This is a genomic window from Halorubrum sp. ASP1 (assembly GCF_005435135.1).
In the GTDB taxonomy this organism is placed as follows: domain Archaea; phylum Halobacteriota; class Halobacteria; order Halobacteriales; family Haloferacaceae; genus Halorubrum; species Halorubrum tropicale.
In genome coordinates, this window is the sequence record NZ_SGUA01000001.1 from 481,517 (window position 1) to 504,105 (window position 22,589).

Annotated in this window: 26 protein-coding genes and 1 tRNA gene; 13 read left to right on the top strand and 14 right to left on the bottom strand. The window is 71.8% G+C overall.

Annotated elements, in window-relative coordinates; genetic code table 11:
- The first annotated feature begins 150 nt into the window (after window positions 1–150).
- Together EXE48_RS02460 and EXE48_RS02465 are read left to right on the top strand one after the other, a co-directional pair.
- A complete protein-coding gene (locus EXE48_RS02460; RefSeq protein ID WP_137710685.1) occupies window positions 151–1,086 on the top strand; it encodes an FKBP-type peptidyl-prolyl cis-trans isomerase in 936 nt (311 codons plus the stop codon).
- Window positions 1,087–1,225: 139 nt separating this feature from the next.
- Window positions 1,226–1,486, top strand: a complete 261-nt coding sequence (locus EXE48_RS02465) for a DUF8049 family protein (protein WP_053772242.1) — start codon at window positions 1,226–1,228, stop codon at window positions 1,484–1,486.
- Between the two features lie 24 nt (window positions 1,487–1,510).
- Here the strand turns inward: EXE48_RS02465 and EXE48_RS02470 are convergent, their stop codons facing one another.
- From EXE48_RS02470 to EXE48_RS02485, 4 genes are all read right to left on the bottom strand, one after another.
- The gene (locus EXE48_RS02470) at window positions 1,511–2,131 is read right to left on the bottom strand and encodes an RAD55 family ATPase (RefSeq protein WP_137710686.1); all 621 of its coding nucleotides are present in this window, start codon (window positions 2,129–2,131) and stop codon (window positions 1,511–1,513) included.
- Window positions 2,132–2,235: 104 nt separating this feature from the next.
- The gene (locus EXE48_RS02475; RefSeq protein WP_137704090.1) at window positions 2,236–2,934 is read right to left on the bottom strand and encodes a nucleotide-binding protein; all 699 of its coding nucleotides are present in this window, start codon (window positions 2,932–2,934) and stop codon (window positions 2,236–2,238) included.
- A gap of 99 nt (window positions 2,935–3,033) precedes the next feature.
- Window positions 3,034–3,408, bottom strand: coding sequence for a YlbF/YmcA family competence regulator (locus tag EXE48_RS02480; protein ID WP_053772239.1), 375 nt, complete (start codon window positions 3,406–3,408; stop codon window positions 3,034–3,036).
- Between the two features lie 69 nt (window positions 3,409–3,477).
- A complete protein-coding gene (locus EXE48_RS02485) occupies window positions 3,478–4,137 on the bottom strand; it encodes an alpha/beta hydrolase (RefSeq protein WP_053772238.1) in 660 nt (219 codons plus the stop codon).
- A gap of 105 nt (window positions 4,138–4,242) precedes the next feature.
- Here EXE48_RS02485 and EXE48_RS02490 point away from each other — a divergent pair, with 105 nt between their 5' ends.
- Both EXE48_RS02490 and dph2 read left to right on the top strand, forming a co-directional pair.
- Complete coding sequence (locus EXE48_RS02490; RefSeq protein WP_137710687.1) at window positions 4,243–4,944, top strand: hypothetical protein; 702 nt, start codon at window positions 4,243–4,245, stop codon at window positions 4,942–4,944.
- Between the two features lie 93 nt (window positions 4,945–5,037).
- The gene (dph2, locus tag EXE48_RS02495) at window positions 5,038–6,081 is read left to right on the top strand and encodes a diphthamide biosynthesis enzyme Dph2 (protein WP_053772236.1); all 1,044 of its coding nucleotides are present in this window, start codon (window positions 5,038–5,040) and stop codon (window positions 6,079–6,081) included.
- Between the two features lie 41 nt (window positions 6,082–6,122).
- On the opposite strand, the gene EXE48_RS02500 is transcribed toward dph2, so the two are convergent.
- The 3 genes from EXE48_RS02500 to EXE48_RS02510 all read right to left on the bottom strand — a co-directional run bounded on the left by EXE48_RS02500 (window position 6,123) and on the right by EXE48_RS02510 (window position 7,249).
- Complete coding sequence (locus EXE48_RS02500; RefSeq protein WP_053772235.1) at window positions 6,123–6,338, bottom strand: DUF8015 family protein; 216 nt, start codon at window positions 6,336–6,338, stop codon at window positions 6,123–6,125.
- Window positions 6,335–6,535 (bottom strand): hypothetical protein, encoded by a 201-nt coding sequence (locus EXE48_RS02505; protein WP_053772234.1) that lies wholly within the window; start codon window positions 6,533–6,535, stop codon window positions 6,335–6,337. Before EXE48_RS02505 ends, EXE48_RS02500 begins: the two co-directional genes overlap by 4 nt.
- A 264-nt stretch (window positions 6,536–6,799) precedes the next feature.
- A complete protein-coding gene (locus EXE48_RS02510) occupies window positions 6,800–7,249 on the bottom strand; it encodes a TIGR00725 family protein (RefSeq protein WP_053772233.1) in 450 nt (149 codons plus the stop codon).
- A gap of 138 nt (window positions 7,250–7,387) precedes the next feature.
- Here EXE48_RS02510 and EXE48_RS02515 point away from each other — a divergent pair, with 138 nt between their 5' ends.
- The 3 genes from EXE48_RS02515 to EXE48_RS18635 all read left to right on the top strand — a co-directional run bounded on the left by EXE48_RS02515 (window position 7,388) and on the right by EXE48_RS18635 (window position 10,760).
- Window positions 7,388–8,044: an HAD family hydrolase gene (locus EXE48_RS02515; RefSeq protein ID WP_053772232.1), complete on the top strand. Its 657-nt coding sequence runs from the start codon at window positions 7,388–7,390 to the stop codon at window positions 8,042–8,044.
- Between the two features lie 109 nt (window positions 8,045–8,153).
- Entirely contained in the window at window positions 8,154–10,520 is a 2,367-nt protein-coding gene (locus EXE48_RS02520; RefSeq protein ID WP_137704092.1) for an ATP-dependent DNA helicase, read from the top strand.
- Between the two features lie 87 nt (window positions 10,521–10,607).
- On the top strand, window positions 10,608–10,760 hold the full coding sequence (locus EXE48_RS18635; protein WP_167551912.1) for a hypothetical protein: 153 nt from the start codon (window positions 10,608–10,610) through the stop codon (window positions 10,758–10,760).
- Between the two features lie 10 nt (window positions 10,761–10,770).
- On the opposite strand, the gene EXE48_RS02525 is transcribed toward EXE48_RS18635, so the two are convergent.
- From EXE48_RS02525 to EXE48_RS02540, 4 genes are all read right to left on the bottom strand, one after another.
- Window positions 10,771–11,946 (bottom strand): M24 family metallopeptidase, encoded by a 1,176-nt coding sequence (locus tag EXE48_RS02525; RefSeq protein WP_137710688.1) that lies wholly within the window; start codon window positions 11,944–11,946, stop codon window positions 10,771–10,773.
- Window positions 11,947–12,038: 92 nt separating this feature from the next.
- Complete coding sequence (locus tag EXE48_RS02530) at window positions 12,039–12,650, bottom strand: translation initiation factor IF-2 subunit beta (protein ID WP_053772229.1); 612 nt, start codon at window positions 12,648–12,650, stop codon at window positions 12,039–12,041.
- 224 nt (window positions 12,651–12,874) lie between these two features.
- Window positions 12,875–12,949 (bottom strand) — tRNA-Met (locus EXE48_RS02535).
- 180 nt (window positions 12,950–13,129) lie between these two features.
- Window positions 13,130–13,366: a hypothetical protein gene (locus EXE48_RS02540; RefSeq protein WP_053772228.1), complete on the bottom strand. Its 237-nt coding sequence runs from the start codon at window positions 13,364–13,366 to the stop codon at window positions 13,130–13,132.
- Window positions 13,367–13,465: 99 nt separating this feature from the next.
- Here EXE48_RS02540 and EXE48_RS02545 point away from each other — a divergent pair, with 99 nt between their 5' ends.
- Window positions 13,466–15,082, top strand: a complete 1,617-nt coding sequence (locus tag EXE48_RS02545) for a long-chain-fatty-acid--CoA ligase (protein ID WP_137710689.1) — start codon at window positions 13,466–13,468, stop codon at window positions 15,080–15,082.
- Between the two features lie 38 nt (window positions 15,083–15,120).
- Here the strand turns inward: EXE48_RS02545 and EXE48_RS02550 are convergent, their stop codons facing one another.
- A complete protein-coding gene (locus tag EXE48_RS02550) occupies window positions 15,121–15,516 on the bottom strand; it encodes a DUF5779 family protein (RefSeq protein WP_053772226.1) in 396 nt (131 codons plus the stop codon).
- Between the two features lie 114 nt (window positions 15,517–15,630).
- On the opposite strand from EXE48_RS02550, the gene EXE48_RS02555 reads away from it, so the two are divergent.
- The 5 genes from EXE48_RS02555 (at window position 15,631) to EXE48_RS02575 (ending at window position 20,999) form a co-directional block, all read left to right on the top strand.
- Window positions 15,631–16,296, top strand: coding sequence for a DsbA family protein (locus EXE48_RS02555; RefSeq protein WP_137710690.1), 666 nt, complete (start codon window positions 15,631–15,633; stop codon window positions 16,294–16,296).
- 93 nt (window positions 16,297–16,389) lie between these two features.
- Window positions 16,390–17,709, top strand: a complete 1,320-nt coding sequence (locus EXE48_RS02560) for an MFS transporter (RefSeq protein ID WP_137710691.1) — start codon at window positions 16,390–16,392, stop codon at window positions 17,707–17,709.
- Window positions 17,710–17,788: 79 nt separating this feature from the next.
- Entirely contained in the window at window positions 17,789–18,562 is a 774-nt protein-coding gene (locus tag EXE48_RS02565) for a prephenate dehydrogenase (RefSeq protein ID WP_053772223.1), read from the top strand.
- 20 nt (window positions 18,563–18,582) lie between these two features.
- Window positions 18,583–20,040 carry a small ribosomal subunit Rsm22 family protein gene (locus tag EXE48_RS02570; protein ID WP_137710692.1) on the top strand — a complete coding sequence of 486 codons (1,458 nt, stop codon included), beginning with the start codon at window positions 18,583–18,585 and terminating at the stop codon, window positions 20,038–20,040.
- 104 nt (window positions 20,041–20,144) lie between these two features.
- A complete protein-coding gene (locus tag EXE48_RS02575; RefSeq protein WP_053772221.1) occupies window positions 20,145–20,999 on the top strand; it encodes a ZIP family metal transporter in 855 nt (284 codons plus the stop codon).
- Between the two features lie 72 nt (window positions 21,000–21,071).
- Here the strand turns inward: EXE48_RS02575 and EXE48_RS02580 are convergent, their stop codons facing one another.
- Window positions 21,072–21,791 carry an SOS response-associated peptidase gene (locus tag EXE48_RS02580; RefSeq protein WP_137710693.1) on the bottom strand — a complete coding sequence of 240 codons (720 nt, stop codon included), beginning with the start codon at window positions 21,789–21,791 and terminating at the stop codon, window positions 21,072–21,074.
- Window positions 21,792–21,815: 24 nt separating this feature from the next.
- Window positions 21,816–22,529, bottom strand: coding sequence for a glycerophosphodiester phosphodiesterase (locus tag EXE48_RS02585; protein WP_137704098.1), 714 nt, complete (start codon window positions 22,527–22,529; stop codon window positions 21,816–21,818).
- Window positions 22,530–22,589 lie beyond the last annotated feature (60 nt).

Sequence of the window (22,589 nt, forward strand, 5' to 3'; positions counted from 1 at the left end):
ATAAGCGGCGCGGGACTCCGCGGCGGTCCGGGACGGCACCGCCGGCCGTTGGGGGGGCGCGTCGTCCGCCGACCCGCCGCTGTCTCCCGTTCGCCGGCGGGCTTCGGGCCGAACCGTGCTTCTTAAGGGTGTAACAGGTGACCTTCAGGTATGAGCGATCAGGAGCAAGCGGACGCGGCCGAGGAGGCCGAGGAGACCGAGACCGAGACTGACGCCGACGGACTCGAAGACGGCGACTTCGTCCGCGTCGCGTACACGATCCGCACGGCCGACGACGACCGCGTCATCGACACGACCGACAAGGAGACGGCCGAGGACGCCGAGATCGACGTCGACGAGTACGAGTTCGAGCCCCGCATCATCGCGCTCGGCGCCGGCCACGTGTTCCCCTCCGTCGAGGAGGCGTTCATCGGCGGCACCGTCGGCGACGAAGGCACGGTCGACGTCCCCGCCGAGGACGCCTTCGGCGAGTACGACCCCGACGAGGTCGAGACGGTCAAGGCCGACAAGATCCCGGAGGACAGTCGCTACCCCGGCGCGCAGGTCCAGATCGACAACCAGCAGGGCCACCTCGAGACGATCATCGGCGGCCGCGCCCGCGTCGACTTCAACCACCCGCTGGCCGGCGAGGACCTCGAGTACGAGTACGAGATCATCGAAGTTATCGACGACCGCGAGGAGCAGGCGTCCGGCATGCTCGGCATGTACCTCCAGGAGGCGCCCGAGGTCCGCATCGAGGCGGAGACCGAGGAGGAGGAGACCGTCACCGAGGACGACGACGGCGAGGAGACCGTCGAGACCGAGGAGGTCGAGAAGGACGTCCTCTACGTCACGGCGACGCAGGCGATGCAGATGAACCAGCAGTGGATGTTCCAGAAACAGCAGATCGCGCAGGACCTCATGGACCGCCTCGACCTCGACCGCGTGGTCATCGAGGAGGTCATCGAGGGCGGCGGCATGGGCGGTCTCGGCGGCATGATGGGCGGCATGGGCGGCGCCGGCGCCGGCGACGTCGACATCGAGGAGGCGCTCGAGGACGTCGACGTCGACGCCGACGAGATCGTCGACGAGATCGACGAGGAGTAACGCGCTTCTGCCGGCCTCGGTTCGGCCGTTTTTTCTCTCGCCGAGCCGCGGCCCCGGCGCGCACGAGTCGCACGACCCGGCGGAGAGCGGGCGTCCGGCGAACGGATCCCTTTTGGCCGCCGCCGCGTCCACACCGAGTATGGAGATCGAACGGGCGCGCGAGGACGCGGTCGTCGCCGGGGTCGCGGGCGCGGCGACGGTCGCGGTCGCGCTGCTGTCGAGTTTCACCGGCGTCGTCTCCGTGGCGACGCTGCCGACGCTGGCGCCGCTCGCCGTCTACGCGCTGTACCTCTTCTCGCGGAAGGGCGGGCCGTACGGCGCGTTCGACACCGCGCGGAACTGGGCGGTCGCGGCGGCCCTCGCGGGCGTCCTCGTGGTCCTCGCGTCCGCGGCGCCGTAATCCGCGTCGGGGCGGCCGAGCGCGTCAGGCGATGTCGCGGCTCGTGTCGACCGCGACCGTGTCCGTGAGCTTCAGTTTCAGCGGCTCTTCGAGGGCCGCGCCGCCCCGGAACTTGGGGACGACGAGGCGGTTCGCGATCTCGGTCCCGGCGACGGTCGTGCGCAGGTCGAACACCACGTCCGCGACCTGCTCCGTGACCCGCCGCGTCCGCGGGTCCTCGCCGCCGCGGAGCGCGTGGAGCAGCGCGACACCGCCGGCGTCGTCGACCCGGGACCGCAGGTCGCCGAGGAACTCGGCGTACGCCGCCGGCGCCGCGCCGTCCTCCAGCGGCTCCACGGAGTCGACGATCAGCGTGCCGGCCTCGGGGAGGTCGCCGGTCAGCGCCGCGGCCTCGTCGAGGTCGCCGGCCTCCGTCGGGGCCTCGACGGTCGTCTCCTCGTCGCCGTCGCCGCTCAGCGACGCCTCCACCGCGTCGGCGGAGCGGACGGTGGTCAGGTAGCGGCACCGGCGGACCCTGGCGAACCGGTCCAAGATGAGCTCGGACTGGCTGTCCGGGTTCGCCTTCAACAAAACGACGCTACCGCTCGGGAGCCCCCCGCCGAACTGTCGGTCCAGCACCGAGATCCCAGTCGGAAGCGTCTCCATACGATCGCTGCCGCCCGTGGAGGCTTGGGTCTGTCGATGGCGGCCCTCTCGGCCGGTCGCGACCCCGTCGTCCGCCGTTCCGGCGTCGCCGGTGGGCGCGATCCTCACGCGACCTGCCATCCGCTCGCCGCCGCGGTCTCGCAGAGCCGCGAGGCGAGGTCGTCGTACGCGCTCCGGACGGCCGGGTCGGACAGCGGGGCGCCGCCGCCGTCCGGGACCGTCCCGAGGACGGGACAGCCGAGCAGGCTCGCCACTCGGTCGGGCACGCTCGCCTCCCCGATCACGACCGCGCCGACCGCCGGGCAGCCGAGCCGCCGGGCGATCGCCGCCGTCTTCGCGGCGTCGCGGAGCGCGGCGCGCCTGAGCGGCGTCGCGATCAGCGCGCGGTCCGCCGCCCGCAGGGGCGCGGCCACGTCCGGCGACGCGCCCGCGGGACTGTCGAGCAGTACCGGCGCCCCGTCGGGCGTCGCCCCCGCGAGGGCGTCGAACGTCGCGCCGGCGTCGACCGACCGCGGCGCGTCCGGCGCCGCGAGGACTGTCGGGCCCGAGCGGTCCGGACGGAGCGGAGCCGCGTCGCGGACCGCGCCGAGAACGGTCCGTGCCCCCGTCCCGTCGACGTGGCCGCCGGCGTCGGCCGCCGGCGACTCCGTGCCGGTCTCCGCGGCCAACCGCGCGAGGTTCGGCAGGTCCCAGTCGGCGTCGGCCGCGACCACCGGCGCGCCGCGCCGCGAGAGCGCGCGGGCGAGCCCGAGGGTAGTTGTCGTCTTTCCGCTTCCGCCCTTCCCGCCGGCGACGGCTATCACGGCGATTGTGGGTCGGGATCCGGGATAAGGAGTCGGTCGGCGACGCGCCGCGGTGCGGTGAGTTCTCCGCCGCAGTCGCCGACGGGATCGATCCGCGTGTCAGTCCTGACAGCAGCCGCCGGCCTCGCCGCCGAAGTCGACCGCGAGCGGTTCCGAGATGGCCTCGTTGACCGCTTCCAGCGTGTCCTCCAGGTCGTCCTGCGCGTCGAGGTACTCGCTCATCACCGGCATCGAGTGGAGCTCGTCTTGCGCCTCCTGGACGCGCTGGAGCTCGGCGTTCGTCGCCTGCCCGGTCTGCCGGGCCTGCATGAACTCCGCGCGGAGCTGCTCGAACTCGTCGATTCGCTGCTGGACCTCCTCGTCGCGCTGGACCGCGGCTCTCGCCTCTTCGAAGCGCTCGTACTCCGGAGTTTCGGCGATCCGCTCGCCGAGCTCTCGGCCGAGGTCCTCGATGGAGACCTGTTCGACGCTCATACCGGAACGTCGTGGGCGAGCGGTTTGAACCTGCCGGAGCCGGGGCTCCGAGTCGGTTTCCCGCGTGCCCTACGCCGTCTGCGACCCGACGAACTCGACGACCGCTTCGAGCTCCTGCGGGCCGATGCCGTGCCCGCCCGGGAAGCTCCCGTGAGCGACGTCGGCGCCGACGGCTTCGAGCCGGTCGACCGCCGCCTGCGTCCGCGACTCGGGGATCACGCGGTCGCCGGCGCCCGCGCCGACGAAGACCGGCTTGCCGTCGATCCCCGCCGGATCGAGGTCGGCGTGCGACTCCGCGAGGTAGCCGTGGAGCGCGACGACCCAGGCGTAGCGGTCGGGCGCTTCGAGGAGGAGCGAGAGGCTCGTGATCGCGCCTTGGCTGAACCCGACCAGGCCGATCCGGTCGGCGTCGAGCCCGTACGCGTCCACGGCGCCCTCGACGCTCTCGACGATCAGATCGAGGCTCCGGCGGAAGTCCTCTGCGTCCGGCTGGCTCGACTCCAGGCCGCCCGCCGAGAGGTCGAGCTCGTACCACGTGTACCCGCCCTGGAGCGGGTCGGGCGCGCGGAGGCTGACGACGTGGCGGTCGCCCGGCAGCTCGGCGGCGACGGGGAGCAAGTCTTCCTCGTCGGCGCCGCGGCCGTGGAGGACGAAGACGGCGGGCGCGGGCTCGCCGTCGGCCTCGCCGTCCGGCGCGACGTGAACGTGTTCGAGCGGAACGTCGGTCATCGGTGCGCGGTTGGCGAGGGCGGCGGTTAGGTCCGTCGGCCGCGGCAGCGCGGCCCCCTCGGGCGCCACAGGATACTTGCCGGCTCCCGGAGTAGCTCCGGTCGCATGCGTCCCCGCGCCCTCCCACTGCTGGTCGCACTGCTCCTGTGCGCGACCGCGGCGGTCGCCGTCCCGGCCGTCGACGCCCGCGCCCCGCCGACGCCGGTGTGCGGCGTCTGCGACCTCGACCGGACCGCGCCGAGCGGCGAGCGCGTGGTCGCCGGCGAGAGCGAACTGACCGTCACGATTCACGCGAACGGCTCGACCACCTGGCGGGCGCGCGCCGACCTCGCGGCCGGCGCGGACGCGCTCGCGGCGAACGACAGCCTCCGTCGCGCGGTCGCGGCCGAGGCGGCCCGTGACGGCGTCGCGGAGCCGAGGGACCTCAGCGCCCGGCTCGACGGCGAGACGCTCGTCGTCGACTACCGCGACCCGAACGCGACGGAGCGACACCTCGGCGTCACGGTCTTCACCCCCTTGACGCCCGCCTCGCCCTCGACTCCGTTCGTCGTGGGCGGCGAGGGCGCGCGGTACCTCGCCGCCGACCGCCTCACCGTCCGCGGCGAGCCCGGGTGGACGGTCCGCGGCGACGCGCCCGAGCGCGAGTCCGACACCGAGTTAGTCTGGTCCCCTCGGGACGCCGCACGCGACGACGCCGGGCGGGCGCCGTTCGATGTCGACCGGGATCCGGTCGCGGTCGAGGCGGGCGCGGTCCTCCCCGGCCCGAGGGCGTGGATCGCCCGACTGCTCGCCGGCGACGGCCCCTGAACTCCCGGCGGGGCAGCGACGGTCGCGACCGCCCGGAACGACGCTCGGGGTCGAACGCGCCGTTTAACCGTCCTGCCGCACAATTCGCTCGACATGAGCGGCTCCACGGAGGGCGACCTGACGAAGACGGGGATGGCCCTCAAACACGACCGCGAGTGGGACTACGAACTCGACCGGATCCTCGAGGCCATCGAGGAACGCGACGCCTCGAAGGTCGGGCTACAGTTCCCCGAGGGACTGAAGCGCCGCGGCCCGAAGGTCGCCGACGACCTCCGCGAGGTCGCGCCCGACGACGTGACGTTCATGCTCTCCGGGCAGCCCTGCTACGGCGCCTGCGACCTCGACACGTACCTGATGCGGCGGACGGACGTGTTCGTCCACTTCGGCCACACGCCGATGAAGGAGTCCGACAGCATCGTTTACGTCCCCCTCTTCTCGAACGTCGACCCGTTCCCGATCATGGAGGACGCGCTGGCCGAGGAGCTGGCGCCGCCGGAGGAGGACGCCGACGTGGGGCTCGTCACGACGGCCCAGCACATGAACCGCTTCGAGGAGATGACCGACTGGTTAGAGGAGCGCGGCTACGAGGTCCACACCCGCCGGGGCGACGACCGCCTCACCAAGGAGGGGCAGGTGCTCGGCTGTAACTACGCCTCCGCGGACATCGACGCCGAGCAGGTGCTGTACGTCGGCGGCGGGAAGTTCCACCCGGTCGGGCTCGCGATGGAGCACCCGGACAAGCGCGTGATCATCGCCGACCCCGTCAACAACGCGGTGTCGATCGCCGAGCACGACCAGTTCCTCAAGCAGCGATACGCCGCGGTCCACAAGGCGATGGACGCCGAGAAGTGGGGCGTCATCTTCTGTACGAAGATCGGCCAGGGCCGCTGGGAGAAGGCCCAAGAGATCGTCGACAACAACGAGAACGCCTACCTGATCACCATGGACGAGGTGACGCCGGACCGCCTGCGCAACTTCGACATGGACGCGTTCGTCAACACCGGCTGTCCGCGGATCACGACGGACGACGGCCCGCGCTTCCACAAGCCGATGCTGACGCCCGGCGAGTACGAGGCCGCCATCGGCGAGAAGCCGCTCGACTCGATCGAGTTCGACACGTTCCACGACACCTGGTAGGCCGGCTCGCAAGCGTCTTTCGGCCTTTTTGGCAGCCCGGACTACGCCTCGTCCGGCGGGTTCACGAAGAGCCCGTCGACCACGAGGGCGCCGGCCGCGAGCGAGCCGCCGGCGACGGGGACCGTGTACCCGCGGGCGACGAGCGACGCGGCCGCGTACGCGGCGCAGAACGCGAGCGGGATGGCGAGCAGGAGGAGGTCGGCGCGCTCGATTTCGTCGAGAGCGCTCGACCCGGCCGACCGGTGCCGCCCGCTCATTCCATGTACCCCAGCTCGCGGAGCTTTTGCGCGATCTGTTTCGCCTCCGCCTCGGAGACGCCCTCGTCGGACTCCATCTCCTGGACGACGACGTGTTTCACGAACTCCTTGACCGAGCCGAACGGCTCGTCCTCGATGTACGCCTCCACGTCCGCGACGAACTCCTTCCGCAGCGAGATCGTGGTGTAGTCGCTCATTGCCGGATCCGTTTCGCCGCGGCCTGATAAATCTTAATTACATCTAATTACGAGAGTACGTGCCCGGAGTCGACTCCGCAGCCACGTTCGGTGACGGCTGAGACGGGTCCGACGTCGCCGAGCGCCGGTGCGCTCGTCGAGGCGTGGCGAACTGCGAGCGGTTCGGTCGGAGCCACCGGCGGTGCCGGAGCTGTACACCGCGGTTCCGCCCCGGACGTCTCTGATAACACACCCGACCGGCGGTCAGGCGTCGACCCTACCCCGTCAGTCCGTCCGCGCGGCCCGCTCGACGTACTCGACCGCCGCCGCGGGCGAGTCGACGGCTTCGACCCCGTCGACCGCGTGCGTGTCGAGCCCGGCCACGGGGCGCCCCTGCGCGAGCGCGAGCCCGATCTCGGAGAGCGTGCCGCCCGCGCCGTCGACCGCGACCGCGGCGTCGCCGTTCATTACGACGAGCGCGTTGCGAGCGTGGCCCATCCCCGTCGCGATCGGGGTCGTGACGTGCCGGTTCGCGTCCGCGCGGTCGTCCGTCGGGAGGATCCCGATCGTCTCGCCGCCGGCCGCGCGGGCCCCGCGGCAGACCGCCTCCATGACGCCGCCCAGCCCGCCGCAGACGACGACGTGGCCGCGCTCCGCGAGCCGTTCGCCGAGGGCCTCCGCGACCGCCGCGGTCTCCGGACCGACCGAGCTCCCGCCGATGACGCTGACGCGCATGCGGGGACCCACGCTCCGCGATCGGGTAAAACCGACCGGAGGACCCGTTCGATCGGCGCAGAGCGACCGCCTCGCGTCGATTCTCGCCGGTGAGACCGCCACTGAAACCCTTATCCCGCCTCACCGTGAATGGGTGCTATGACGTACGATACCGTCGTGTTCGACAACGACGGTGTCCTCGTGGGCCGCACGCGCTTCGACGTGCTCCGGGACGCGACCCGGGACGCGTTCGAAGAGTGCGGCGTCGAGGAGCCCGATCCGGACGACGTAGAGCAGATGACCATCGGTGCGACCCCCGGTAGCGTCGGCACCGTCTGTCAGACGTACGACCTCGATCCGGGGTCGTTCTGGCGGACGCGCGACGACGTGGTGTCGCGGGCCCAACAGCAGGAGGCCCGCGAGGGGCGCAAGACCCCGTACGACGACCTCGACGAGCTCCAGGACCTCGACGTCCAGATGGGGATCGTCTCGTCGAACCAGCAGGCGACCGTCGACTTCCTCGTCGACCACTTCGACGGCTTCGACCGCATGGGGGCCGCGTACGGCCGCGAGCCGACGATCCACTCGCTCCAACTCCGCAAGCCGAATCCCCACTACATCGACCAGGCGCTCGGCGACCTCGACGCCGACAACGCCCTGTTCGTCGGCGACAACGAGTCGGACGTGCGCGCCGCCGAGAACGCCGGCATCGACTCGGCGTTCATCCGCCGTCCCCACCGCCGCGACTGGGAGCTGAACGTCTGGCCGACCTGGGAGATAGAGCGGCTCTCCGACCTCCACGACATCGTGGAGTGAGGCCGCCCCGCCCCCGCGCCACCCTCACCCTCGACAGCGACGCGTCGCGGACCGCGCGCGCCGTGCCGCCGATGAAGCGTTTAACTCGGATGGCGCGTAACTCGCCCTCGTGACCGATTCGCCCCCGTGGGCCGACCTCTTCGGCCACTCCGAACCGTACCCCGAACAGGCAGACGGCATCGACGCCGCCGTCGAGGCCGCCGCCGACGGCGGCTTCCTCGCCCTCGAGGGCGCCTGCGGGACGGGGAAGACGATGCTCGCGCTCACCGCGGGCCTCGACCGCGTCCGCGACCCGGACTCCGACTTCGAGCGCGTCTTCGTCCTCACCAGCGTCAAACAGCAGCTGCGCCAGTTCGAGACGGACCTGCGGACGATAAACGACGACCTCCCCGACGGGTACGACCCGGTCTCCGGGCTCACCCTCGTCGGCAAGGCGGACGTCTGCCCGTACGCGAGAGAGAACCGCGGCGGGATCGACCGGGAGAACGTCTACGAGCGCTGCGAGGGGCTCCGCGAGCGAACCCGCAACCTCGTCGGCGACGGCGGCGCGACGACGACCTCGAACCTCGTGAGCGAGGCGCGCAGCCAGCAGGTCGGGCTCGTGGACTCGGGGGCCGACGCCGGCTCGCCCGCCGACGGGCCCGCCGCCGACTACCTCTCCGTCGACGGCGAGCCCACCCCGTACCGTCCGGACACCGAGGAGTACGACGACGTCGAGTTCTGTCCGTTCTACGCCGGCTTCCTCGAGGACCTCCCCGACGACGGCGACCCCGCCGAGGCGGTCCCGTTCGACGTCACCGAGCTCGGCCACGTCGACGCCGACGAGCTGGTCCGGCTCGCCGCGGGACACGGCTCCTGTCCCCACTCGGTGATGGGCGCGCTCGTCCCGGAGGTCGAGGTCGTGATAGGCAACTACTACCACGCGTTCGACCCCGTGACCACCGGGACGTTCACCGGCGCGCTCCTCGACGACTCCACCTTCGTCGTCTGCGACGAGGCCCACATGCTCGAACCGCGCGTCCGCGACCTCGTCAGCGACGCCGTCGCGGACGCGAGCCTCCGCGACGCCGAGAACGAGCTCACCCGCGTCGTCCAGCCGCTCTCGTTCGAGTCGGCGGGCGCGGAGTCCGAGGACGCGGCGCTCGTCCGAGGGGAACTGGCGGACGCGGACGTGACCGTCGAGGAGATCGAGGCCGTCCGCGAGTTCTACGCCGACCTCCGCGGCGAACTCGACCGCCGCGTGACCGCGCACCTCGACCGCGAGCGCCCGGACTGGCGGGCGTCGATGCGCGACCTCGACGACGAGGCGATCCCGCTCCGCGACCCCGAGGAGCCGGGCGAAGACGAGATCACGGCGTGGGCGGACCGCGAGGGGTACGGCGAGCAGGTCTGGGCGCGCGCCGAGCAGGTGGGGGCTGTCGTCAAGCGCGTCCTCGACTCGCTGGAGGAGGAGGACAAGCAGCGCGCGGCCCCGGGCGTCGGCCGCACCCTCAACGCCTGGTACCGCGAGGGCCACACCGACTTCTTCCGGGCTATCGAGCTCGAACGGACGTTCGACGAGACGGAGCCGCCCGACTCGTGGCGCCGGGCGTACAACGCGCGGCTCGCGCTCCACAACTGCCTGCCGAGCGAGCCGATCGGCGACCGCCTCGCGGAGTTCGGCGGCGGCGTCCTCATGAGCGCGACGCTGGAGCCGATGGACCTCTTCCGGGAGGTGACCGGGCTCGACCATCTCGCGGAGCGCGGTCGCCCGGTCGTCGAGCGGACGTACGGCCTCTCGTTCCCCGCGGAGAACCGCGCGAGCCTCGCGGTCGACGCGCCGAAGTTCACCCACCAGAACCGCGGCGCGCCGGGCGAGGAGAACCCGACGCGGCTCGCCCACCTCGACGCGACGGCCGCGGTCGCGCGCCGCGACGGGAACGTCCTCGTGGGCACCCCGAGCTACGCCGAGGCGACGTGGATGGCCGAGTCGCTCTCGGCGCGGCTCGACAAGCCGGTCCTGCTCGACGAGTCCTCCGGCGACCGCGAGACGGAGTCGCTGAAGGACGACTTCTTCGCCGGCGAGGGGAAGGTGCTGGTGACGAGCCTCCGCGGCACGCTCACCGAGGGCGTCGACTACCGCGGCGACCGCCTCGCGGCCGCCGTCGTCTGCGGCGTCCCGATCATCAACACGGCGCGGCCGCAGACGCGAGCGGTCATCACCGCCTACGACCGCCGGTTCGAGTCCGGGTTCGAGACGGCGCTCACGGTCCCCGCCGTCCGGAAGGCCCGGCAAGCTGTCGGTCGCGTCATCCGCGGGCCCGACGAGCGGGGCGTCCGCGTCCTGCTCGACGCGCGCTACGCCCGCGACTCGTGGAACGGCGTCAGGGAGTTCCTCCCGGAACACGAGCGCGAGGAGTATCAGCCCGTCAGCCCGGACATGCTGGAGGTCGCCCTCGACCGGTTCGAGTCGCGTTCCTCGGCGACGCCCGAGTGACGCGGGCGCCCCTCGCCGCGTGGTAGGGACTTGCTATCGGGGTGGTACGCTGCTCGTAACTATGCTCCGGGGGAGAGTATATAGGGTATGTACTCCCCGTTCGAAGCCGAGCGCTACCACGTCGTCTGCCGCGAGTGTCCCCTCGAACGCCTCTGTGACGCCTCGACGGACGCGGAGGCGCTCGGTCGGGACCACGTCGCCGACACCGGCCACCGGGTCGCCGTCGAGCGGATCGCCTGAGCGCCCGCGCTCAGACGACGTTCGAGTCGATGTCGCGCGGGTAGTTGGTGAGCCGCTCCGTTCCCGACTCGGTGATCGCGACCGTGTCCGAGTGCCGGTAGCCGTACTCGTCCGTGTAGAGCCCGGGCTCGATGGTGTAGACGTGTCCGGGCGCCATCACCGCGTCGTCGCCGTCGTACCGCTCGCCCCAGCCGCGGTCGATGTACGGCGGCTCGTGGGCGCCGAGGCCGATGTTGTGGCCGACGTGGTGCTGCACGAGGTCGGTCACGCCCTGCTCCTCGAAGTACTCCCGGACGACCCGGTCGACCTCGGCGACCGGCACGCCCGGGCCCAGCGCGTCGATGGCGAGCGTCTGCGCCTCCAACATCAGCTCGAAGTAGTGCTCCTGCTCGTCGTCGTAGTCGCCGACGAACATCGTCCGCTCCAGCTCGGAGCGGTAGCCGTCGACGTTCGCCGTCGCGCCGGTGACGAGCACGTCCCCCTCGGCGAGCCGCTCGTTCGGCGTGTGGCCGTGCGGGAGCGCGGTCTCCTCGCCGGAGATGTAGCCGGCGTGGACCGGGCCGTCGCCGCGGACGCGGACGGCGTAGTTGTCCCCGAGCGCGTCGAGCATGGCGCGCGAGGCGTCGGTCGACGCCCGCTGCGAGACGGTCGCCGGGTGCGCGCCCGGCTCGGAGTAGTCGGCGAGGTAGCGGTGGCCGAGGTTCGCCCACTTCGCGGACTCGCGGATCAGGTCGACCTCGGCGTCGGACTTCGCCCAGCGCATCCGGTCGACCCACGACTGCGTCTCGACGTCGAGCGACTCGGAGAAGGCGGGGCCCTCGTACCCCATCACGCCCGGCGGCCCGTCCGCGTCCGCGGCGACGGCGTCCGCGCCCAGCCCGTCCAGCATCTCGACGGCGACCGAGACCGGTTCGCCGCCGGGGTAATCGAAGTAGTGATGGACGGCGTCGATCCGCGGGTTGGGCTCGACGCGCTCGACCTCCAGCCGCGGCACGGTGATCTCGACGCGGTCGTCGGTGACCGCGAGGACCACCGGCCGCTCCGTCTGGATGTGGTGGAAGCCGGTGAGGTACTCGATCGCCGTCGCGCCCACCCACGTCGCGGCGTCGGCGTCGGTCGCCGCGAGGCGGTCTCGGACCGCGGCGAGCCGGTCGTCGAAGGCCGACTCGGGGAGTTTCGTGGCCATGCCTCAAGATGTGCGAACGGGCCGATAAACGGTCGGGTAGCGGAACGGCGGCCCCGCGGGGACGCCCCCGGTGCGGCGGCCGAGCCGGCGGTTCAGTCCTCGCGGCGGGCGAACGCGAGGTTGCCGGAGACGTTCTTGATGTAGGCGGTCACGGTCTCGCCCTCCTGCGCGCCGGGGACGAAGATGGTGTACTCCCCGCGCTCGGCGACGCCGTCGCCCTTGCGGCCGGTGCCGACGATCTCGAGCTCGTACGTGTTGCCCGACTCGACGGCGTCCTCCTGCCGCTGGGTGTTGGAGGTGTTCTGCTTCGCCACCGGCCGGAAGGCCCCGCAGGCCTCACAGCGGAGCATCGGCGTCCGGTTCTCGGTCTCCAGTCGCGTGTCCGGGAGGCCGCACTCCGAGCAGGTGACGAACGACTCGATGTACGAGTCGATCGCGGCCTGGAAGTCGCGCTCGCGGAAGTTCCCGCTGTAGCGGGCGCGGCCGTCCTCGTACTGTCCGGCGGTGCCCAGCTCCTGCTGGATCTTCGAGTGGACGTGCTCGGGCTCGCGGCTCAGCGCGTCGGCGATCGCGGAGAGGTTCGTCAGGCGGGTGAACGCCCCGTCCTTCTGCCATTCCGGGTCCGGAACCGACAGCCGCTCGTCGGAGCCGCCCAGATCCGGTACCTCATCCATCGCGCGGTCGAGGCTCGATTCGTAATCCATACGCGTGAAAACGGCAGCGCGACGGAAATCGCTTCCGGGTTCGGTGGCCGCGACTCCGAAGGGCGGAGCCAGCAGTAGGATGCCGACAGTCGGCCAGAAGTAACGGGAGGTAGATTTGAACCACGGCCACTCCGTTCCCTGGTTCAAGCCTTCTCCGAGGCTATCTCGTCGACGACGGCGCTCGCGCCTCGCTACGCTCGGCGTTCACGGTCGTCGACAGAAAATAGCGGGAGGTAGATTTGAACTACCGATCTCCGGGTTATGAGCCCGGCGGAATCTCCTGGCTATCCCATCCCGCTACCGTAGCAAAATCGCGTGCGACTGTTAAGGGTTCTGATCCCGCCGCCGGTGTGCGATTCGTCCACGCGTCCACGGCGGTCGCGCGCCCTCGCGCCGGCCGCCGTGATCGATGCCCATCCCCGCTCCTGTCCCGCCCCTGTCCCACGCTTGCCCTGCTTGTTTCACTCATCTCCCGCCCGTCACGCCTCGGTCTCCTCCGCGTCGCCCTCCCGCGCCGCGACGGCCTTCGTGCGGATCCGGAGCGCGAGGACCGCGACGAGCGCCAGGCCGACGGTCACCCCGACGTCGGCGGGGTCGCCCGAGAGCGCCCGCTGCGCGGTGAGCCCCGCCATCAGCGCGAACGCGAACGCCAGCAGCCCGGCGATCGGAATCACGTACCCTTCGCCGAGCGGCGATCCGCCGGTCTCGTCGGTCATCTCCACACGCTGCGCGGCCGACCGTGAAAAGCCTCCCGCGACCGTCGCTCCCTTGCGGCGGCCGCAAATGATTTTACACATCATCGATAGTGATAGACGATGAACAAGCCGCTGTTGACGACGGACTTCTTAGACCGGGCGCGCCGCCACTACGCCGACGAGGAAGCGATCCTGGCGGTCGACGGGACGCGGTACACGTACGCGGAGCTCGGCGACCGCGCCGACCGATTCTCCGCCGCGCTTCAGGCTCGCGGCATCGAGAAGGGCGACCGGGTCGCCGTGCTGGACCCGAACACGCACTACCACCTGGAGGCCGCCTACGGCGCGATGCAGGTCGGCGCGATCCACGCGCCGCTGAACTACCGCCTCACGCCGGGCGACTTCTCGTACATGCTCTCGGACGCGGGCGTCGACGCCATCTACGCCGACGCCGAGTACGCCGCGAACGTCGAGGCGATCCGCGACGAGGTGCCGACCGAGACGTTCCTCACGAACGACGCCGACGCGGTCGAGGGCGACTGGGAGTCGTTCGACGCGGCGCTCGACGACGCCGACCCCGGCGCCTACGACCGCCCGGAGATGGACGAGGACGACGTGATCACGATCAACTACACCTCGGGGACCACCGGCGACCCGAAGGGCGTCTGTCGCACGCACCGCGCCGAGACGCTCCACGCGTACCTCATCTCGATCCACCAGGAGATCACCGACGACGACGTCTACCTCTGGACGCTGCCGATGTTCCACGTCAACGGCTGGGGCCACATCTACGCGATCACGGGGATGGGCGCCCGGCACGTCTGTACCCGCGGCGTCGACGTCGCGAAGACGTTCGAGCGGATCCGCGAGGAGGACGTGTCGTACTTCTGTGCCGCGCCGACCGTCCTCAACATGCTCGGCGACCACTACGCCGAACACGGCGGCGAGACGACCGGCGACAACGACGTGCGGGTCGCCACCGCGGGCGCGGCGCCGCCGGAGGCGACGATCCGTACCGTCGAAGAGGAGTTCGGGTGGGATCTCAAACACGTGTACGGCGCCACCGAGACGGGCCCGCTCATCACCACCTCCGACGCGAAGCGCCACTTCGACGAGGGCGCCGACGACCGCTTCGCGGTGAAGAAGACCCAGGGGATCGGCTACCTCGGCACGGACGTGCGCGTCGTCGACGAGGACGGCGAGGACGTCGCCGCCGACGGCGAGACGATCGGCGAGATCGTCGTCCGCGGTAACCAGGTGATGGACCGCTACTGGAACAAGCCCGAGGCCACCGAGCAGGCGTTCTCCGAGCGGTTAGAGGGGTACTACCACATGGGCGACCTCGCCGTCGTCGACGAGGACGGGTTCGTCTCGATCCAGGACCGCAAGAAGGACATCATCATCTCCGGCGGGGAGAACATCTCCTCGATCGAGTTGGAGGACACCCTCTTCGAACACGACGTCGTCTCCGACGTGGCCGTCATCCCCGCCCCGGACGAGCGCTGGGGCGAGACCCCGAAGGCGTTCGTCGTCCCGGAGGGCGGCGACCCGAACGACGCGGCCGCGACGCCCGAGGCGCTCAAGGCGTTCGTCCGCGAGCGCGTCGCGGACTACAAGACGCCCGGCGAGGTGGAGTTCGTCGCGGAGCTCCCGACGACCGCGACCGGGAAGATCCAGAAGTACGAGCTGCGCGAGCGCGAGTGGGACGAGGAGGAGCGGATGGTCGGCGAGGGGTAGCGGTCGCTCGCCGCGGTCGGGAGGCGTTCGGCCCGGACTCAGTCCTCGCCTTCGTCGATTTCGTCCGTGTCGCCCGCCTCGGCGTCGTCCGCTCCGCTCGCCTCGGCGTCGTCCGCTCCGCTCGCCTCCTCGCCGCCGGAGTCGCTCAGGCGGTCGGTGTCGATGCTCACGCCCGGCGGCGTGACGACGAGGAAGCCCCGGAAGTGCATCAGCTCCCCGTCCATGTCCTTCACGTCGCGCGCGAAGGGGGCGGCGAGCTCGTTGAGGTCGCCGTCTATCGACAACACCAGGGTGTTCCCGTAGTCGACGCTGCGGACCCATTCCTCCGGGTCGGTCGTGCCGTCCAAGACGCCGAGGACGACGTCGCCCGCCGCCGCGAACGCCTCGTCCATCTTCGCCTCGGCGTCCCGCAGGTCGAGGTCCCAGTCGCTCATACGTGGGGGTCGACAGGCGGCGGCAAAAGCGTTCGGGAGCGGGGCGGCCTCGCCCCACACCGACCGCCGCCCGGTCGCGGAGCGGTTAAGTGCGCGCCGATCCCAGCAAACGATATGAAACGCACGCGGCGGTCCCTGCTCGCGAGCGCGGCGTCGGTCGGCGTCGTCGGCGCGGCGGGGTGTCTCGGCGGTGACGACGGCGGTGGGGGACTGAGCTTCGACGCCGGCGCATACGACTGTGACCTGACGGAACCGAGCAACTCGGACCTCGACTACCGACCGACTCTCGGGAATCCCGACGCCGACGTGACGGTTCAGGCGTTCGAGGACTTCACCTGCGGCCACTGCGCGACGTACAAGCTCGAACACTTCCCGACGATCCGCGAAGAGTACATCGAGCCCGGCGACATCCACTACGAGCACTGGGACTTCCCGCTCCCCGTTGACGAGCAGTGGGCGGTTCCGATCGCCAGCGCGGCCCGAGGCGTGGGGGACCGTCACGGCGACGAGGCATTCTTCGAGTTCGCCTCGGCCGCTTACGAGTCGCAGGGAGCCTACGGTGCTGGCAACAGCGTAGACACCATGCCGGGCGGCGCCGACCCCTGCGCGGTCCTCTCCGACGCGGAGTTCACCGCATACGAGGAGGCCGCCCAGAGCGACAAATCCGAGGGCGAGTCAATGGGCGTCTCCGGGACGCCGACGATCTTCGTGAATGGGGAACCCGTACAGGGCGGGTACGCCGCCGAGACGGTTGCCGCGGCGATAGACGACGCGCTCTGACCACCCGTTTGGTCTGTTCGGCCGCACCGGCGAACGGCGAACGCGGCACTTGGAGCGTCGATCTTTTGCCAGTTCGACCCGTTTTATACGTAGATGAGCGACCCCGAACCCTCCCCCGCGACCGAGGCCGCCGCCGGCGACCGCTCGGTCGACGCGGACGCCGTCGGGGGCGACGCGGACGCCGCCGACCGCCGGCGGCTCGGCGCGGTCGTCCTCGCGGTGCTGATCTCGCAGGTCCTCCTCTACCCGGGCGTGCCCGACCTCGTCGTCGCGCTCGGGGCGCCCGCCGGCATCGACGCCGGGATGTGGTTCCTGGTCGCCGAGTGCGGCGCGTTCGTGTCGTTCGCGGTCGTCTGGGGCGCGCTCTCGGACGCGCTCGGGCGGCGGGTCCCGCTGATCGTCGTCGGGGCGCTCGGCGGCGCGGGGTCGTACGTCGCGCTCGCGTCGCTGCCGGCCCTGGGGCTCGGCTTCGGTGCCGCGCTCCTCGTCCGCGTCGTCGGAGGGGCCCTGACGATCGGGGCGTTCTCGCTGTCTATCACCCTCCTGATGGACTTACGGGGCGGCAACGGGCGCAACATGGGCGCCGCCGGGCTCGCGATCGGCCTCGGCGCGGCGGTCGGCTCGGTCGTCGGCGGTTGGCTCGCCGACCTCGGCGCGCTCTACCCGGTGTACGCCGGCGGGGCCGTGCTGGCCGCGGCGGGGCTGCTGTCGGCGACGGTCGACGACCGGGCCCCGACCGGCCGCGGCAGCGACGCGGGCGCGGCCGGCGACGGCGGGGATACGGCGGGCTTCGCCGACGTGCTCGCGCGCGCTCGCCGGACCCCGGGGCTCCTCGTCCCCCTCGCGTTCGGGTTCGTCGACCGGCTCACGGCCGGGTTCTTCGCGCTCGTCGGCGTGTACTACTTCCAGGACCCGGCGACGTTCGGCCTGTCGGCGACCGGCGCGGGCGCGACGCTCGCGCTCTTTTTCGTGCCGTTCGCCCTGCTACAGTCGCCGTTCGGCGCGCTCTCCGACCGGATCGGACGGTTCCTACCCGTGGTAGCCGGGTCGCTCGCGTACGGCGTCGTCACCGTCGGCGTCGGCGTCGCTCCGGTTTACCCGGCCGCGGCCGCGCTGATGGTCCTCGTCGGCGTCTGCGGGGCGCTGATGGCGCCGGCGACGATGGCGCTCGTCACGGACCTCGTCGAGCCGGAGGTCCGCGGCGCCGCCATGGGCCTGTTCAACGTCTTCGGGTCCCTCGGGTTCCTCGCGGGCTTTTTGATCGGCGGGAGCGCGACCGACGCGTTCGGGTACACCCCCGCGTTCCTGGCCGTCGGCGGCCTCGAACTCCTGATCGCGCTCGCGCTGCTCCCGGCCGTCCGGTCGATCGCGCCCGGCGCCGGAGCCCTCGGGCGCGTCGGCGCGGAGGGGTGAGCGACGACCGAGGGGCCGCGCCCTCGCCGCGGCGAGCCGAGTCCTTTTAACCGACTCGCCGCCTGCATGTTCGTAACCGATGGACCTCCTCGTCGTCGGCGCCGGTGAGATCGGGCGCTGGGCGGCCGACACCGTCGCGGCCGACGCCGCGCCCGTCGACGCGAGCGTCGCGTTCGCCGACCGCGACCCGACCGTCGCGGCCGACGCCGCGGCCGGGCGCGACGCCCGGACGGTCGAGGCCGACGGGGACTCCGTCCACGACGCCGTCTGCCTCGCGGTGCCGATGTCGGCGGTGCCGGCGGCGGTCGAGGCGTACGCGCCGCGCGCCGAGCGGGCGATCGTCGACGTCTCCGGCGAGATGACCGACGCGCTCGCGGCGATGCGCGAGCACGCTCCCGGCCTCGAACGCGCGAGCTACCACCCGCTGTTCGCGCCGCCGCGCGTCCCGGGCAACGTCGCGGTCGCCGTCGACGAGGCCGGCCCGGCGGTCGAGGCGTTCACCGCGTCGATCGAGGCCGGCGGCAACGAGGTCTTCGAGACGACCGCCGCGGAGCACGACGGCGCGATGGAGACCGTTCAGGCGGGCGCGCACGCGGCGGTGCTCGCGTGGCGGCTCGCCGCGGAGCCGGTCCGCGAGGAGTTCCACACCCCAGTGTCGGCCGCGCTCGACGACGTGGCCGACACCGTCACCGAGGGGTCGCCCGCGGTGTACGCCGAGATACAGCGCGCCTTCGACGGCGCCGAGGACGTGGCCGACGCGGCGGCGGCGATCGCGGACGCGGACGACGAGGCGTTCGCCGCCCTGTACGAGCGCGCCCGCGGCGACCGCGAGGGGAGAGAGCGGCTGGAGTGAGACGACGCGACGAGACACCAATGATCGACAGAACCGCGGTCCGGAACAACGCGAACTACCTGCGCAACGTCAGACCGATCGACCCCGAGGAGATCGCGGAGTACATCGAGGGGACGCCGCACCCGGCGGTCGTCCGCGAGACGCTCCGCGAGGAGGCGTTCGACCTCCGGCTCCGCGAGCGCGAGGACGGGGCGTTCGTCCCCGTCGAGGAGGCGCCCGTCGACCCGCCGGGCTGGGCGCCCGAATCGCTCCCGGACGAGTACTCGTTCGCCTTGGAGGACCTGCTGGTCCGCGAGTACGGCGCGAACTGGCACCGCGGGGAGTCGGGCGCCGAGCTCCGCGAGCGCGTCCGCCGGATGAAGACGGACTACCTCTACGAGAACGAGGTCGAGTACGACCGCGTCGCGGCGCTCGGCTACGCCGTTTACCACCTCCCGGCGTACTACGCGACGGTCGGGTACGTCCTCGACGACCTGACCGAGAACGGCCTGCTCGACCGCGCGCTCCGCGTCCTCGACGTGGGCGCCGGCGTCGGCGGGCCCGCGCTCGGGCTCCACGACTACCTCCCGGACGACGCCGTCGTCGACTACCACGCGGTCGAGCCGAGCGCGGCGACGGAGGTCCTCGACCGGCTGCTGGAGGAGACCGGCCGGAACTTCCGCGCGACGGTCCACGAGACGACCGCCGAGGCGTTCCTCGGGCTCGAGGGGGGCGAAGAGCCCGCCCCGGCGACCGACGAACCGTTCGACCTCGTGCTGTTCGGCAACGTCCTCTCGGAGCTCGCCGACCCCGCTGCGGTCGCGGGCGCCGCGGTCGACGCGCTCGCGCCTGAGGGCAGCGTCGTCGCGTTCGCGCCGGCCGACCGGAACACCGCGACCGGGCTCCGCCGGGTCGAGCGCGAGGTCGTCGCGTCCGGCGGCCACCCCGGTCGGGACGCCGAGATATACTCGCCGGCGCTCCGCCTGTGGCCCGACGCGGTCCCGACCGACCCGGGCTGGTCGTTCGACGTGGCCCCCGACCTCGCGGTCCCGCCGTTCCAGCGCCGGCTCGACGAGGCGGCGGCGCGCGGCGAGACCGACGAGCCGGGCGAGTTCGTCAACGTCGACGTACAGTTCGCTTACTCGATCCTCCGCCCCGACGGCCGTCGGCGCGTCGACGTCGAGGCGAGCGCGGACCGGTGCGCGCGCATGGCCGAGTCGGAGCGGCACGTCACCGACCGGGTGAACCTGCTCGCGGTGAAGCTCAGCCACGACCTGAGCGAGGGAGACAACGCCGTCTACCGCGTCGGCGACGGCTCCCAGGCGACCGACCACTACCTCGTCTGTACCCGCGAGACCGCGCTGAACCGCGACCTCCGCGAGGCCGGCTACGGGTCCGTCGTCTTCGTCGAGAACGGGCTCGTCCTCTGGAACGAGGACGAGGGCGCGTACAACGTCGTCGTCGACGACGAGACGGTCGTGGACCTGGTCGCCCGCTGAGCCGGCGGAGGGCGTGGGGAACGGGCGCGCAGCTTCGTCACCGGGCGCCACGGGCGACCGTCTCCGGTGTAGACTTATCAACCCCCCCGTGTTATCGCTGTCAGATGGCGGTCGAAATCACCGAGGCGTTCGTCCGTATCGCCGGTACCTCCTCGGTAGCACAGGCGTTCGTCGGCGGCGTCATCATCGCGCTGCTGAACCTCGCCGGAGCGTCGCTGGTCCTCGTCTGGCGGAGCCCGTCCGAGCGAGCCCTCAACGGGATGCTCGGCTTCGCCGCCGGCGTCATGCTCGCCGCCGCGTTCACCAGCCTGATCATCCCCGGCGTCGAGGAGTACTCCGGCGGTAACCCGATCCCGACGCTTATCGGCGTCGGGGTCGGCGCTCTGTTTCTGGATCGGGCGGACGCGCTGATTCCCCACGCCCACTTCCTGCTGACCGGTTCTCGTCGCATGGACGCGGCGAACCCCGGAGAGACGCTACCGGTCAGCGACGACCGGGTAACCGGGGTGGTCCTGTTCGTCCTGGCCATCACGCTACACAACATGCCCGAGGGGCTCGCGGTCGGCGTCGGGTTCGGCGCGGCCGCCGGCGATCCGGCGCAACTCGGGAGCGCGCTGTCGCTGATGCTCGCGATCGGTATCCAGAACATCCCCGAGGGGCTGGCCGTCTCCGTCGCGGCGATTAACGCCGGCCTCGACCGCCGAATCTACGCCGCGTTCGCGGGGATACGCGCCGGTGTCGTCGAGATTCCGCTGGCGGTGCTCGGAGCCGTCGCCGTCGCGGCGGTCGCGCCCCTGTTGCCGTACGCGATGGGGTTCGCCGCGGGGGCGATGCTGTTCGTCATCTCCGACGAGATCATCCCCGAGACGCACCGAAGCGGCCACGAGCGCGTGGCGACCCTCGGACTCATGGTCGGCGTCATCACCATGTTGTACCTGGACATCTCGTTGGCGGCCTGACCGCGCCTCCGTTGAGGCCGTCCCCCCGGACGGCGCGTCCGTACCCGACGGACCGACTCCGGCGGACGCGACTCACCCGACCGGCTCGATCAACTCCGGCGCGTCGACCGCGGGGGAGTTCACCCGCGTCGACACCGGGTGCGCGGTCAGTTCGTCGCTCGGGTAGGGGTCGAGCAGGGCGGCGGCCTCGTCCGGATCCCCCCGGAGCCACGCCTCCTCCTCGCCCGGCTCCAGCATCACCGCCATCCGGTGGTGGAGGTCGGCGACGAGGTCGTTCGGCTCCGTCGTCACGATCGCGAACGTCTCAATCGGTCCGTCGTCGCTCTTCTCGTTCTCCCCTCCGCCCGACCCCCCGCCGACGCCGGAGACGACCCAGACCGGGCTCGGCGCGTTCGGCGGCTCCCACCGCTCGTAGATGCCGGCCATCGCGAACGGCCGGTCGTCCTCGAAGGCGACGCGGTAGGGGGTCTTGCCCGACCCGCGGTCGCCGCCGACCCACTCGTAGAAGCCGTCCGCGGGGACGAGGCAGCGCCGGCGCTCGAAGGCGTCCGTGAAGCTCCGCTTCTCCCGCACCGTCTCCGCGCGGGCGTTGATGAGGTCGAACGACTCGTCGGCCCACGAGGGCGTCAGCCCCCACTCCATCCGCGTCGCCGCCGACGGGTCCGCGTCAGGGATGACGGGGAGCGACTGCCCGGGCGCGCAGTTGTAGCTGGGTTCGTGGTCGCCGAACGCCGCGCCGAACCTGTCTTCGAGGTCGGCGGCGGGGGTGAAGAGGGTGTAGCGGCCGCACATACGGATCGCTTGCCGCGAGACCACTTAATTCCGCGACGACCGGTCGGCCTCCGGCAGCAGGTCCCACCGGTCGGCGATGACCCCGTCGACGCCGGCCGCGACCAGTCGCTCGGCGTCCACCCGATCGGCCGCGGTCCACCCGTTCACGGCCAGCTCCGCCTCGTGCGCCCTCTCGACGAAGCCCGGTTCGGTCGCGAGGTCGATCGGCGGGTGGACCGCGACGCACCCGAGTTCCGTCGCCCGCTCGACCGCGCGCTCGGGGGCCGCGTCCGCGACGAGCAGCGCGCGGTCCGTCGCCGGGTCGCGGTCGCGCAGCGACGCCAGCGCCTCCGGGCGAAACGACGAGAACAGCACCTCGGTGTCGGTCCGCCGCGCGAGGGCGAGCGCGTCGAGCGCGGTCTCCGGCTCCTTGATTTCGACGTTGACGCCAATCCCCTCGGGGACGGCCGCGAGCGCCTCGCCGAGCCGCGGGATCGGTTCGCCGGAGTCGAGCACCGTCAGTTCGCGCAGCGCCTTCCAGTCCGTGTCCGCGACGCGCCCGGACGCGCCGGTCAGCCGGTCGAGGTCCGCGTCGTGGAAGACGACGAGCTCGCCGCTGGCGCACCGGCGCACGTCGACCTCGACGGCGTCGACGTGCGGCGCCGCGCGCTCGGCGGCCGCGACCGTGTTCTCCGGGTACTGGCCGGCGCAGCCACGGTGGCCGATCAGCGCGACGCCGTCGGGGCCCGCCCGCTTCATCGGGCCCCCCTCGGCGTATCGGTCGCCTCGTTCGATCGGTCGTTCACGGGCTCGCATCGG